Origin of the sequence: Treponema putidum (genome assembly GCF_000755145.1) — a bacterium.
GTDB lineage: Bacteria > Spirochaetota > Spirochaetia > Treponematales > Treponemataceae > Treponema_B > Treponema_B putidum.
On the sequence record NZ_CP009228.1, the window covers coordinates 682876 to 697013 of the forward strand.

Sequence of the window (14138 nt, forward strand, 5' to 3'; positions counted from 1 at the left end):
GCCTCTAAAGGCAGCTTTTTTAACCGCTAATCAGTCACGGGGTGCATATTCATATGTGTCATCATCATCCTTAATTTCGGTATCATATGGCATAATAATAGCCGCTATTATGTAAACAATAACTCCTGAACCCACAACAAAGGCAAATATAATCCACAGCAGCCTGATTAAAACGGGGTCAACACCCAAATATTCGGCAATACCCGCACAAACGCCTAAAATTTTTTTATTGTGTGATGATTTGTATAATCGTTTTTTCATTTTGTCCTCTTAAAATTTTAAATTTATTTTACCTCAGCCTTGGCACTTACGGTTCTATTTCTTTCTTCCCAAGGAGATGAAACCCTATTTGTATCGGATACAACAAAAAAACAGGCGGTTATCTTATCAAACCAATCGGAATTGGAATCATCCTTACGCAGGATATATCGGCATTCCTTTCCATCCTTTGAAAAAGCCCTGCATCCGTTTACAGGATTTCCCGATGCATCTATCATAGAACCTGAATCCTTGTAGTATTTTTCTCCCGGCACATCAAACCAAAAATATCCGTTTTTTACACGTTCATCATTTACCGAAAAGAAAATTTCAATCGAATCGGAATCCTTTGAAACCGACTTAATTACAGGAACAGAAAGGGCTGCTATTTCATTTTTTGATGAGGACTGAGGAACAATCATTTTTATATCTTCAGTTCCGGTTTCAGCGGAAGTAAGGCTTTCTTCTTCAGCTTTAGCTTCATCGGTTTTATCTTGAGCCTTCTTTTCAAAACCGGTTATATCCAATACCTGCTCATACTTATTTCCATTCACATCCGTAAGAGAGAATTTCCATTTTCCGAGAGCTACAGAACCGGTTCCTTCACCGCATTGAAGCCGTTTTACGGATGCAATCTTAGCCTTATCATCTATTTCGGTAATCTTGTCAAGCTGTGAAGAATTTAATGCCCACATATCTATAGGGGATTCTACAACCAGCTTTTTAACATCGGCAGTATTAAATGAACCGTTATAGTTAATAAAAAAGCTTATAAACATCTCTCCGTTGCCTTTAAGCGTTCCGTTCCATATTGAAGTATCCAATCTTTCTATCATCCATGTAACAGAACTAACGGATATTTTTCCGGGTCCGGACGGAGTATCAGAAGCTTGTTTCGGAGTCGATTTACAGCCTAAAACAAAGACTGCGCATAAAATTGCGATAAATATTTTTGAGTAGAGTTTTTGCATTTTCAATTCCTCCTCTTTCTATTATACACTTATAATTGTAAAAATACAACTACAGTATAAGATAATTTTAAGCCTTTATGTTCAGAGACCTTTGTTCTTCATTTATAAACTGATGAGTATAAAGCTCATAATAATGGCCTTTTTGCTTCATAAGCTCATCATGGCTGCCGTACTCAATCATCTTTCCGCCTTCAATAACGATTATCTTATCCGCATTTCTGATTGTCGACAATCTATGAGCCACAACAAAGGAAGTACGCCCCGATAAAACGGTAGTGATGGCTTTTTGAATTTTTTGTTCCGTTTCGGTATCGATAGAAGAAGTCGCTTCATCTAAAACAAAGAGGCGAGGGTTTCTTACCAAGGTGCGGGCAAAAGAAATAAGCTGCTTTTGTCCTGTAGATAGGAGGCTCCCGCCCTCGCCTACCTCCGTATCATAACCTTTTTCCATCTTAATTATAAAATCATGAGCATCTACCAGCTTTGCAGCTTCGATAATTTCTTCATCGCTTGCATTAAGTTTTCCGTACCTGATATTTTCTGCAATCGTTCCCGAAAAAAGATGAGGCGACTGAAGCACGTAGCCTAGGTTTTCGTGAATCCAGCTTTCGCTCATATCGGTATAGTCTATGCCGTCCACAAGGATGCGGCCGCTTTTGGGCTCATAAAACCTGCAAAAAAGATTAACGATGGTAGACTTTCCGGCACCCGTAGCTCCAACCAAGGCTATTGTTTGCCCCGCTTTAACTTCAAGGTTAAAACCGCTTAATACGGGTTCTCCCTCCTTGTACCAAAAGGAAACATTTTCAAACTTTACGGCACCTTTAATAGGCGGCTTTTTTTCGTTTGTAGGGCAAAGAGCCGTACCGTATTTTTTAACAACCTCCTCCTTGTCCTTAATTTCAGACTCTTCTTCGAGGAGGCCGAAGATGCGTTCAGCGGCAGCTTGAGCCGAAATAAATTCGGCAAAAAGATCGGCGGCTTCAGCCAAGGGTGCATTAAACTGAGTAACATAAGAAAAAAAGGCAACCAGCAAGCCCATCGTAATAGCCCCCGAAACAACCGAAATTCCGCCATATAAAACCATTAAGCCCGTTCCGACGGCACCGATTAATTGAACAGTAGGCATAAGAACGGAAGAGATTAAGATACCTTTTATAGAGGCGGTTTTCATCTCTTCGGTTTTAGATAAGAATTCTTTTGCGTTAAGTTCTTCACGAACCAAGGTCTTAGTTGTCTTAGCTCCTTGAATGTCTTCATTATAGGATGCCGTCAATTGAGAATTTATCTTACGCACCCGCCTTTGAGCCTTTAAAATTTTTCCTCGAAGATAAATACTAAAAATGACAATTACGGGAAGGGTCAATAAGCCTATGAGGGCAAGCCGAGGACTGTCTCCAATCATAGCAACTATTACAGCTGTCATCATACAAAAACCCCAGAAGAGGTCTGTTGCCCCCCATGCGACAATGCCGGATAATTTATTTATATCGGAGGACATTCTTGACATAAGCCAGCCGACGGCAGTTTTATCGTAAAAAGAAAGAGAAAGAGACTGCAATTTTGTAAAACACTTTGTTCTTAGGCGGTGACACATTTTTATTTCCAAATGGCCGACAAATTTTATAAAGAAAAAAGTGGCGGCCGCAGAAATCAGCAAAAACACTACCGTAAAGATAATTACAGCATTAAAATTACTTAAATCACGTCCCTCCACAAAGGTATCTATTACATACTTCGTCATCTTAGGCTGAACAACATCCAAAGCTCCTGTCAATCCGCCCAAAAGAACGCCCGGAATCAAAAGCTCTTTAAAATAGCCGAATTCTTTTAGAACCTTTTTCCATACTCCGCTTTTAAATTTTTCATCATAGTTATCTATATCTAAATCTTCCATAATTTAATTTCCTTATTGTGCTGCAGCACTTTGAATATCGTAAATCCTTTTGTATAAACCTTCTTGAGCTATCAGCTGTTCATGAGTTCCCTCTTGGCTTATCTTTCCGTTTTCTAAAACAATAATATTATCCGCATCACAAATAGTTGAAATTCTATGCGAAATTATAATCATTGTTTTGTTCCCTTTTTCTTCCTTTAGAGCGGAACGGATGCTGATATCCGTTTGGGTGTCTACAGCCGAAAGGGAGTCATCAAAAATAATAACGGGAGAATCTTTGATGAGGGTTCTGGCAATTGCAAGCCTTTGTTTTTGTCCTCCCGAAAGAGAGACGCCCCGTTCTCCGACCAAGGTCTCATAACCTTTTTCAAACTTATTTATTTCTTCATCTAAAAAAGCGACCTTTGAGAAATGGCGGGCAAAAGAATCGGAAACATCGGGCACGGCTAATTTGAGGTTTTCCATAATTGTTCTGCCGTATAAAAACGGCTCCTGTAAAATCAGCCCCACCTGAGACCTTATCCAACCCTTGTCTATAGTGTTTAATTCTTTTCCTTCCATTTTGATAGAGCCTGAATCATATTCATAAAGGCGGGCAAGTAAATGCACAAGGGAGCTTTTTCCCGATCCTGTAGGCCCTAGGATTGCAACAGTTTGTCCGCTTTTGATATTAAAAGAAACATTGTCGAGTATCTTTTGATTTTGTGTTTCAGGATAAGAAAATGAAACGGAATCAAAGCTAATGTTTCCTTTAATTTCGGGTTTTTCGTTTGTCGGGAAAATATCTTCAGCCTTTTCATTTAAAATAGTTTCAATGCGTCCTGCAGAAACAAAGGATTTTCCTATATTGCTTATGATACGTCCTAAACGGCGGACAGGCCAGATTAACATTCCCGTATAAGAAATAAAGGCTACTAAATCTCCTGAACTTATATCGCCTCTGTAGGCCAATAGACTTCCGTAAAGAATTATCCCAAAAACTTGGGCTATCGAAAGAGAATCAGAGAATGACCAAAAAGCGGCAAAGCTGTTATTTATCTTCAAATTCTGATTGCGGTACCTTTCGCTCCGCTTAATAAATTTTTCTATTTCGTATTGATGGCGGGTAAAGGCTTTTACGACTCTTATGCCGGTTAAATTTTCCTGTATTGCAGTAGTCATTGAGGCTTCATATTCCGTTGCTTTTTTAAATTGCCTCTGAATTCTTCTAAAAAATATGGCCGATGAAAAAAAAGTCAAAGGCATAATGCAAAAGGAAATAAGCATTAGACTCGTATTTAATTGAGCCATCAAGTAAATGGTATAAATTATCAAAAAGACGGAACTTACCGTATCCATTATCTGGGAATACAAGGCCAAGCGGATGGTTTCAACATCCGAAGTACACCTTTGAATCAGGTCTCCGGTTTCTGCCTTAGAATGATAGGAGTAAGGAAGAAGCTGGATATGATTGTAAAGTCTATTTCTGAGAGTCTTTATTGAACGCTCCGTTGCGACACTGGCTATGTTTATTCTGCCGAATGTAAAAAGGCCCCTTATAAGTGAAAAAAAGACTATCAGGGCAGCCATTACAAGTAAGCCTCTTGTTCCGCTTAAGTGGTCTTTAAACAAGGCAACAAGCTGAGATATTAAACCTTTCGGCAAGGCAGCTCCTCCTATTACCGAGTCTATTGTAATTCTGATAAGCTGAGGCTGCATGGCAACGATTACTTGTGAAAACAACGTAAAAATAAGGGCAAGTATATAAAGCCGGCTTTGCCCTTTTGCATAAGATAAAAGTCTTTTTAAATTTTGCATAATTTGATACTCTAATTCACTTGATTTTAACACAAAAGAAGAATTTATTCTATACAAATTCCCCCATAATCCATGGGAAATTAATTGCTAGACATAAATATTGAAAAATGCTAAAATACCGCGTAAGTAAAAATTGTTAGCCCAATTTAAACATACGGAAAAGATTAAGGAGATAAAATTATGAGTTTTGTAGATGAAATGAAAAGAAAGGCAAAAATGTATGCTAACCGCCTTGTTTTGCCTGAAGGTACTGAAGAAAGGACTCTTAAAGCAGCCCGATCTATCGTAGATGAAAAATTGGTATCGGAGCTTTTTTTAATCGGTTCCGATGAGGCTGTTTCTGCAGCGGCTTCTAAAGCAGGTGTAAAACTTGACGGAATTAAAATAATAGATCCGAAAAAATCGGAATGGCTCGATTCCTTTGCCGAAAGCTATTACGAAAAAAGAAAGGCTAAGGGAATGACCCTTGAACAAGCTAAGATAGAAATGAGTGCAGAGCTGGGTTTTGCAGCTATGATGCTGGTTCAAGATAAGGCGGATGCAATGGTTGCAGGAGCCTTAAACACAACAGCCGATGTACTACGTGCCGGTTTAAAAGTTATCGGAACTCTTCCGGGAATGAAAACCGCTTCTTCTTGCTTTTTGATGGATACAAAAAATCCCAAACTTGGGGCAAACGGAGTCTTTATATTTTCGGACTGTGCCGTAATTCCGACTCCCAGTTCGGAACAGTTGGCCGACATTGCCTGCTCCGCAGCTATTAGCTGCCGAACCTTTGCCGGAGTTGAGCCTGTTGTTGCAATGCTCTCCTTTTCAACAAAGGGCTCCGGCGGAGACAAGGATGAAAATATTTTACGCGTCCGCGAAGCCGTAAAAATCTTACAGGAAAGAAAACCGGATTTTGTCTTTGACGGAGAAATCCAGTTGGACTGTGCTATAGTTCCTTCAGTTATGCAAAAGAAAGCAGCCGACTCTCCGGTAAAAGGACAGGCCAATACCCTTATCTTCCCGGATCTTGGAGCCGGAAACATCGGATATAAGCTGGTACAAAGGATTGCCGGAGCAGAAGCTCTCGGCCCCTTCCTTCAGGGTTTTGCAAAACCCATATCCGACCTTTCCAGAGGATGCTCGGTAGACGACATAATCACCACCTCGGCCGTAACATTGGTTCAAGCCGGAAGAAAATAAACTTATGGCTAAGTCTGTAAATGCGCTTATAAATGAAGCCATTGAAGCCGGAAAAAAACGCGACTATAAGACTTCAATTTTAATTTTAGAAAAACTTGCTGCAGAAGGCTTAGCCGAAGTATCTTCCCCCTTTTACGGCGAAAAACAGGGAAATCCCGAAATATATTTATACCTTTCAAGGGCTTGGGCTGCCGTAAACAATTACGGCAGAGCCATAGCCTACGGTAAGGCCTATATTAAAAGATGCTCATCGGATTCGGCATTCGATCATTCGAATTTACCTATGGGCTTCTTTTTTTTGGGCCGCTCCTATTTAGCTGCAGGGCAGTATGACAGAGCCGCTTACTGCCTTGAAAAGAGCTTAAAGCTCAATCCTCAGCCGGTTGAAACAAGGGCAATGCTCGGCTCTGCCTATCTAAAATGGAAAAAGCCCCGCCTTGCCAGAAAGACCTTTGAAGAAGCCCTAAAATTTGCCCCCTCAAATGCAAAACTTAATGCCGGATATTTAAATTCTCTTTTTGTTGAAGGAATTTATGAATTAAGAAACGGCAATGCAAACATGGCACGCCAAATGTTCAGCTTTGCAATAAAAAACGGCATTGACGGGGTTGCTCCGCGCCTCTATCTTGCACACGCTCTAAAAATGGAAGGTTATCTGCCCGAGTCTCTAGGCCAGTACGAGGCGGCTTGCGAATTCGAGCCCGATGATACCGCCCTAAAGTGGTACCCTGCAATGATCAAGATGCAGCTGGGCGATACAGCCTCTGCTGCAGAAGATTTTGCAAAACTGGGTATTGAGATTCCCGATGACGGAATTTCAGACCGTTTTTTTGCAATGGGCGTTATCAAAAAGCATATGGAGCGGGGTGATTACTCAAGGGCTGCCGTTGCTGCCCGAATTTTTATTAAGACATTTGGAAGCGATGCCGAAATACGCCTTCTTGCCGCCGAGGCTCAGCGTTCCATGGGCAACACTAATGCAGCCCTAGGTCATTATAAATGTGCAATAGAACATGAGCCTCAAAATCCTTACCCTTATTACGGCACAATGCTTGCCCTCCAAGAAGCATACCGCTGGGAGGAACTTAGCTCTGCAATCCTGCGGGCAGAAGCAAGCGGAGTTTGCGATGCCGACGATATTTATTATTATAAAATAATCACCGCCGCCCATATCGATAACCCTCCCGAAGAGGTATTACCTCATCTTCAAGCCCTTATTCAAAACGGAAGAGCCGATACAGCTATCTTTAATGCGATGGGCTGCTGTTATATAAAACTGAATATGCCCGATTTAGCTCTTAGCTGGTATGAAAAAACCTTAGGTTTGAATGAAAAAGATGAAGAAGCTAAAATAGGAATTATCGCCTCTTACGAAAATTTACAATTAAATAAAGAAGCCGATGAAGCCTACGGTTTATATTTACAAGAATGGGAAAAGAATATTTACATAAGGCGGGATTATGTTTTGTTCCTTGAAAAATGCGGGCGTTGGGAAGATGCCGGCAACCAACTTGAAATTTTAATGAGTCAAAGCGGAAAAGTTAATTTTGATCCTGAACTGGCTTTGTTCCGCCGAAAAGCAGGACAATACCAAAAAGCCGCTATTCTTTACAGGAAAATGCTTAGGGCTAAGCCTGAAGAAAGGCTTTTATTACACAATCTTGTATTCTGCCTTGATAAAATCGGACAAAGCAAAACAGCCCTCGAATTACTTAAAACAGCAGAAAAAATGTTCGGAACTAAGACGGACACCTTGCTTATAAAGGGAATCCTCCAAATGCGTTTAAAAAAGAAAGAAGAAGCTATCAAAACATTTCAATATATATTGGAAAAAGAACCGAAAAACCGGCATGCTGCCGAATTTTTGGAAAAAGCTTACGGGAAATGATTAAGAGAAAGCAGCCTCAGATAGAGCAGGAAAGCATAACATATCGGGAAGCTTTTTTATCAATAAAGTGAATTTATCATACCCATATAGATGAAATCAGCAAAGTATTTTTATTTTCGTAATTATAAAATAGTTTCAAATTTCTTCTTGATTTTTAAAGAATCAAGAAGTTTCAAGAAGTATTAAATCCTCCGATTTTTTTCCGATCGGCAGCTTGGGGGTTTTCCTTTATCCAAGTCTTGAAAAAAAGAGCCTTTTGTGGTAGGCTTGAAGCCTTATGGCTGTCGATTTTGTTCATCTTCATGTTCATTCCGATTTTTCTCTTTTAGACGGAGCGGCTTCGGTTAAAAGCCTTGCAGCAAAGGCTGAAAAGCTGGGGCAGACTGCCCTTGCATTGACCGATCACGGTAATATGTTCGGGGCTATAAATTTTTATAATGCCTGTAAAGAAAAGAATATAAAGCCCATAATCGGCTGCGAGTTCTATGTGGCTCCCGAAAGCCGCTTTGAAAAAAAAGAAACTCCGGGAGGGAAAAAATACTATCACCTCATCCTATTAGCAAAGAACGAAACAGGATACCGTAATTTAATGGTGCTTTGTTCTAAAGGATATACTGAAGGTATGTATTATAAACCGCGCATAGACGATGAGCTTTTGGCTCAGTATGCGGAAGGGCTTATATGCTTGTCGGCCTGTCTTGCAGGGGAGCTTCCTGTTCTCTTGTTAAACGGCGAAAAAGAAAAGGCCGAGGCTCATGTCAGAAAATACCGTGAAATTTTCGGTGCCGAAAATTATTTTATCGAACTTCAAGATCATGGAATAAAAGAAGAAAAAAAGGCTGCCAAACTTTTAATCGAAATAGCCCGCAAGATCGGCATTCCTTTGGTTTTAACCAACGATATTCATTATGTAGAACAAAAAGACTATATAGCGCAAGATATCTTAGTATGTATCGGGATGAAAAAACTTAGAACCGATACCAATCGAATGCAATTTGAGGGAAGCGAATTTTATTTTAAGTCGGGAGAGGAAATGGCCAAACTCTTTCCGGAATATCCTGAAGCGGTTTTAAACACTGTCCGCATTGCGGAAATGTGCAATTTGGAAATTCCGCAGCCGGGCCCCATTCTTCCGATATATGAAATCCCTGAAGACTTTAGCTCAAAAGAAGATTATATCAGGCATTTGGCCGAGGAAGGTTTAAAAAAGCGTTATCCCGTCATTACCGATAAAATAAAGGAAAGGCTTAATTACGAACTCGATATAGTTATAAAAATGGACTTTGTCGGTTATTTTTTAATTGTTTGGGATTTTATTAACTGGGCAAAAAATAACGGCATACCGGTAGGCCCGGGACGCGGTTCCGGAGCCGGTTCAATTCTTGCATACTCTTTGCGTATTACGGATATAGACCCCCTAAAGTATAACCTCCTTTTTGAACGCTTTTTAAATCCCGAGCGGGTTTCGATGCCCGACTTCGACGTAGACTTTTGCTTCGAAAGACGGCAGGAGGTAATAGAATATGTACGTCAAAAATACGGGGACGAAAATGTAGGTCAGATTATTACCTTTGGAACCTTAAAGCCAAAGGCTGTTGTAAAAGATGTGGGACGGGTTTTAAATATTCCGCTCGCCGATGTTAATGCTATCACAAAACTCATACCTCCTAAACCTCTAACTGATGGAGTAAAGGAAGTTACCTTAAAATACGCTGTTGACGTAGTCCCCGAATTAAAAGAAATGGCCGAAGACCCGCAATACAAAGAGCTTTTTGAAATAAGCATAGCTCTTGAAGGGCGAAACCGTAATTCGAGTCTTCATGCTGCGGGCATCGTTATAGGTAAGACTGCCTTAACCGACTATGTTCCGCTTTACAAGGATTCAAAAACCGGAAAGGTTGCTACTCAGTTTACAATGGATTTAATCGAAAAATGCGGCCTTGTAAAGATGGACTTTTTAGGCTTAAAAACCTTAACCCTCATAAAGCATACTGAAGACCTTATTCATAAGAGAGGTGGAGAATGGGAAAAATTTTCGATAGGCGATATTGACTATTCGGATGCTGAAACCTTTAAAATGCTTAGCGAAGGTAAAGCGGCTGCCGTATTCCAATTTGAAAGTCAGGGAATGCAAAATATTTTAAAGCGCGCAAAGCCTTCCAAAATGGAAGATTTGATTGCTTTAAATGCTTTATACCGTCCGGGTCCTATGGATTATATCAACCAGTTTATCGAGTCAAAATTCGATAATTCAAAAATCAAATATCCCGATCCCTGTCTTGAAGATATCCTAGCCGAAACTTATGGGGTTATCGTTTATCAAGAACAGGTTATGCAGGTTGCACAAAGAATAGCAGGCTATTCCCTCGGTCAAGCCGACATACTCCGCCGTGCTATGGGAAAGAAAAAAATTGAGGTTATGAAAACCGAAAAAGAAAAGTTTATTAAGGGTGCACAAGAGAAGGGCTTCAGCAGGGAAGACGCCGACAGGATTTTTGAGATTCTTATCCCCTTTGCAGGCTATGGCTTTAATAAGAGCCACGCAGCCGCTTACTCCGTTTTAGCCTTTCAAACAGCCTATTTAAAGGCTCATTTTCCGGCAGAATTTATGGCAGCTAACCTTACCAACGAAATTACCTCTACCGACAAGCTTCCTGAATATATTGTCGAAGCCGAAAAGATGGGGCTTAAAATTCTTCCCCCCGATGTAAATTTATCCGACCCATATTTTAGTGTTTCCTCCGACGGCAATATTATCTTCGGGCTTTTGGGAATAAAGGGAGTCGGAATGCAGGCTGCCCATGAACTTGCTGAAGAGCGCGAAAAAAACGGCAGATATAAGTCATTTATCGATTTTTTGGAGCGGAACGATCTGCACACTCAAAATAAGCGTAACCTTGAAGTTATGATTAAAACCGGCTGCTTTGATAGTTTGGGACAGGAGCGTTCTACCTTGATGGTAAATATGGATGGGGCCGTGGCTTACGCTTCTCAAAAAAAAGAAAATGAAAGTACCGGTCAGGGCAGTCTTTTTGAAGGTTCGGGCATAAAAGAATTTTCGGACTTTGTTTTTGAAAAAATCGAAGAGTTCCCCAAAAAAGAAAAACTCCGCCTCGAAAAAGAGCTCATGGGCTTTTATATTTCGGGGCACCCTCTGGATGAATACCGCAAGGTAATAAATAATTCTGCCACCTTGGATATTTCCCATCTTGCCCGCGCCACCTCAAAAAAGAAGTATGTTCTTGTAGGAATGCTTACCGGAGTCAGGCAGCATCAAACAAAAAAAGGTGCGATGATGGGCTTCGGAACCTTTGAAGACCTAAACGGAACATTAGATTTGGTTTTCTTTCCCAAAACATGGGAAAAGTATAGACCTTCCCTTTTGCCCGAAACAGTATGCGGCTTTGTGGGTTCTATTGATAACAGTGATGGCGAGTCTCATTCCTTTTTGGTAGACGATGTTTTGGAAATAGATAAATTGCAGCAGAAGGCTTTAAGCGAGGTTCACATTGAGCTTGATGAAAATATAACTTCTGCAAAAGAGTTGACCGGTTTAAAGGATTTTTTATATGAGAGGTCAGGTAACTGCGATGTTTATATTCATGTAAAGGATGAGGATAAGGCTTATATAATTAAGGCTTCTCCTCAAATCCGTATACCATCAACTCCCGAATTTATAGAAGAATTAAATATGCAGTTCGGGGTTGAACAAATTTGGCTTGAATAAAAAAGAATTAAATTTAAAATATAGATAGAGAGGTTTATATGATATCATCACTTTTTAGCACATTGGGTTTCGTAGTAAAGATTTATTCTTATCTTTGTATTATTTATATTTTTCTTTCGTGGTTTGGAGCACGTTCACGGGGCGGCTTTCTTTATGAAATTTGTGATCCTTACTTGAGCTGGTTTAGGAGATTCAGATTTACTCAAATCGGAATGGTAGATTTTTCGCCTATCTTAGCCATTGGGATTTTATCTCTTTTTTCCGGTGTGTTGTTCCAAATTGCAGATATGAGGTCATTTTCCGTTTTGGGAATTGTATTAAACCTTGTAAATATAGTTTGGTCGTTTTTTTCATTCTTACTCAATTTTTTTATTATAATATTGATAATTAGATTGGTTCTTGATTTTTCTGAAAACTACCGGCGGGGAAACTTTGCCGATATGCTCGACAGATTTTTATCGCCCGTTTTTGTGAGAGTTCATAAGTTATCAGGCGGAAAATTTATGAGCCTGAGAAAACAGATAATCGTATGTCTGATAGTACTGATTCTTTTACGGTTCTTATTAGGGAGCTTTATAGGATCATTGAGCGTAATGTTTACATACTTTAGGTTCGTATAAAAATCTTATTTTGCTTCGGCTTCAAGCTTTTCCGCTAAGGATAAGAGATTTATACTTGTATGTATTTGTTCTTTTGCGTTAGCAACTTCTTCGCGGAAATGCCCGTTTTTAGATCCGGCTATAATTGCCCAGTTTGTAATAGTTGCATATGTGCTTGTTTTTCCGCCGCCGAGGATTCCTGTTAAAATCAGCTCAATCGATTTTAAAGCATCAATACTCGAATTTATAAGCTGCTTTGCTTCTGCCTCGACCGTGTGCATCAAGCCTTCAATTTGATTTTTGTTTTTTAAAGTGGCTGTCTTTTCTGCACGTATTTTTGCAAAAGCTGTTCCTACGTCTCCTGTAGGAGATAAGCGGTTTTCAAACTTTTCAAATTCACCTTTACGGTGCTCAAGCACATTATATGAAGTTGTATACTCGTTCAAATTTTCATGTTTATAAAAATTGCCTTCTACTAGGATTGTTTTTAGGGTATTCGAAAGTTTGTCATCATAAAAGGCATAAAAAAATGTTTTTAAAAATAGAAAAGGAAGTTCTTTTTTAAATTTACATTCTACCCATAAATTGCGCCATGGACAAAATTTCATAGATTCCAAATCGCCCACCTTTAAAAGGTTAATCATCTGAATCTTAATATTAAACTTTTTTTGTTCATATGACCAAGTTGACCATTTTTGGTTAAACCGCTCATACCAAGCCTGTTTAAAGTAAATAAACCAATCTTCACCGCCTGTCAACTTATAAGGCATCCAATTTATGTCTTTTTTAATGTAGCGGGTAATGTCTAAGAGAGGAACTTGTTTTAAAAACAGCCTTATAGCTCCAAGGGCTTCAATAGCTTCCTTTACAAATTCGTCCGCCTCTTTTACCATTCTGCTGTCATCATCTATTATGGTCTCTTGTGCATGCATTAAAAATAGAGCTTGAAGAAGATTATAAGGTATGTTTTTTTTAGAATAAAGTATTGACGAGAGGACTTCCATTTCGGGCTGTATCGTAAGGGCTTGGCATGTAGCATTTGAATCCGAAATTACATTAAACCTCAACAAAGTTTTATCCAATGCAAGAGAGCAGAAGGATTTCATCCATTCTATAGCTTGAGCGCATAAGTACATTTCTGTTTTTTCTTCATCAGTTAAATTAGAAAAAACCGCATCAATTTTTCGTAAAAAACCTGTCCGGATATTTGATGAAACTTCTGAGCCTATCTTAATTGAAAAAGGGTTTGTTTCTTTCATGAGTTTTTCGTAGGTTGCGGGTGCAACAAAGGAACTTACAAGCATATAGAAAGAGCCCTTACCTGAGTCATAAGCCGAAAGAAGAGATGTAAAAAACAATTGGGTTTTTCGTAGATTTTTTAATTCCGTATAAAAAACACCGGTATAGACATTCTGATGTATATTTATATAGGCGCCGGCCGATCTTTTAAGATTTTTTGCCATTCTTTTTAAAAGTTCTTCATTATATATTACTTTTAAAGGTATGGATCTTAAAAACGATCTTATAGAGAGCCACAATCTTATCAAAAAGGGTTCGCTTGCTATGCCTATTCCCTGATGTTCTCTGATTTTTTCTGAAAGAGTTGCCTTTTCCTCGGGTTGGGCTTCGGCTGCAAAGTCTTCCATGCTGCGCTGAATAGTTTCCAGCAGAGTTTGCGTTTCTTCTTTTGATAATGATTTTACTAATTGATCAAATGTTGACAGACTTCTTTCCATATCCTTATATATTACCGTAAATTATGAAAAAGTCTATAGGGTATAAAATAAACTTATAAGGTGTTTTTTATATCGGA

The 14138-nt window shown here is 39.3% G+C and carries 9 protein-coding genes; 4 read left to right on the plus strand and 5 right to left on the minus strand.

Going from position 1 to position 14138, the window contains the following annotated elements:
• Positions 1 to 30: 30 nt before the first annotated feature.
• The 4 genes from JO40_RS03120 to JO40_RS03135 all read right to left on the minus strand — a co-directional run bounded on the left by JO40_RS03120 (position 31) and on the right by JO40_RS03135 (position 4923).
• Positions 31 to 261, minus strand: a complete 231-nt coding sequence (locus tag JO40_RS03120) for a PspC domain-containing protein (RefSeq protein ID WP_044977882.1) — start codon at positions 259 to 261, stop codon at positions 31 to 33.
• 23 nt (positions 262 to 284) lie between these two features.
• Positions 285 to 1229 carry a hypothetical protein gene (locus JO40_RS13945; RefSeq protein ID WP_044977884.1) on the minus strand — a complete coding sequence of 315 codons (945 nt, stop codon included), beginning with the start codon at positions 1227 to 1229 and terminating at the stop codon, positions 285 to 287.
• 67 nt (positions 1230 to 1296) lie between these two features.
• Positions 1297 to 3126: an ABC transporter ATP-binding protein gene (locus tag JO40_RS03130; protein WP_044977885.1), complete on the minus strand. Its 1830-nt coding sequence runs from the start codon at positions 3124 to 3126 to the stop codon at positions 1297 to 1299.
• A gap of 12 nt (positions 3127 to 3138) precedes the next feature.
• Positions 3139 to 4923: an ABC transporter ATP-binding protein gene (locus JO40_RS03135; RefSeq protein ID WP_044977887.1), complete on the minus strand. Its 1785-nt coding sequence runs from the start codon at positions 4921 to 4923 to the stop codon at positions 3139 to 3141.
• Positions 4924 to 5103: 180 nt separating this feature from the next.
• On the opposite strand from JO40_RS03135, the gene pta reads away from it, so the two are divergent.
• From pta to JO40_RS03155, 4 genes are all read left to right on the plus strand, one after another.
• Positions 5104 to 6111: a phosphate acetyltransferase gene (gene pta, locus JO40_RS03140; protein WP_044977890.1), complete on the plus strand. Its 1008-nt coding sequence runs from the start codon at positions 5104 to 5106 to the stop codon at positions 6109 to 6111.
• A gap of 4 nt (positions 6112 to 6115) precedes the next feature.
• A complete protein-coding gene (locus JO40_RS03145) occupies positions 6116 to 7999 on the plus strand; it encodes a tetratricopeptide repeat protein (RefSeq protein WP_044977892.1) in 1884 nt (627 codons plus the stop codon).
• 277 nt (positions 8000 to 8276) lie between these two features.
• Entirely contained in the window at positions 8277 to 11726 is a 3450-nt protein-coding gene (gene dnaE, locus JO40_RS03150; RefSeq protein ID WP_044977893.1) for a DNA polymerase III subunit alpha, read from the plus strand.
• Between the two features lie 38 nt (positions 11727 to 11764).
• Complete coding sequence (locus JO40_RS03155) at positions 11765 to 12346, plus strand: YggT family protein (RefSeq protein ID WP_044977896.1); 582 nt, start codon at positions 11765 to 11767, stop codon at positions 12344 to 12346.
• Between the two features lie 5 nt (positions 12347 to 12351).
• Here JO40_RS03155 and JO40_RS03160 read toward each other — a convergent pair whose 3' ends face one another.
• Entirely contained in the window at positions 12352 to 14061 is a 1710-nt protein-coding gene (locus tag JO40_RS03160) for a DUF5312 domain-containing protein (protein ID WP_044977898.1), read from the minus strand.
• Between the last annotated feature and the right edge of the window lie 77 nt (positions 14062 to 14138).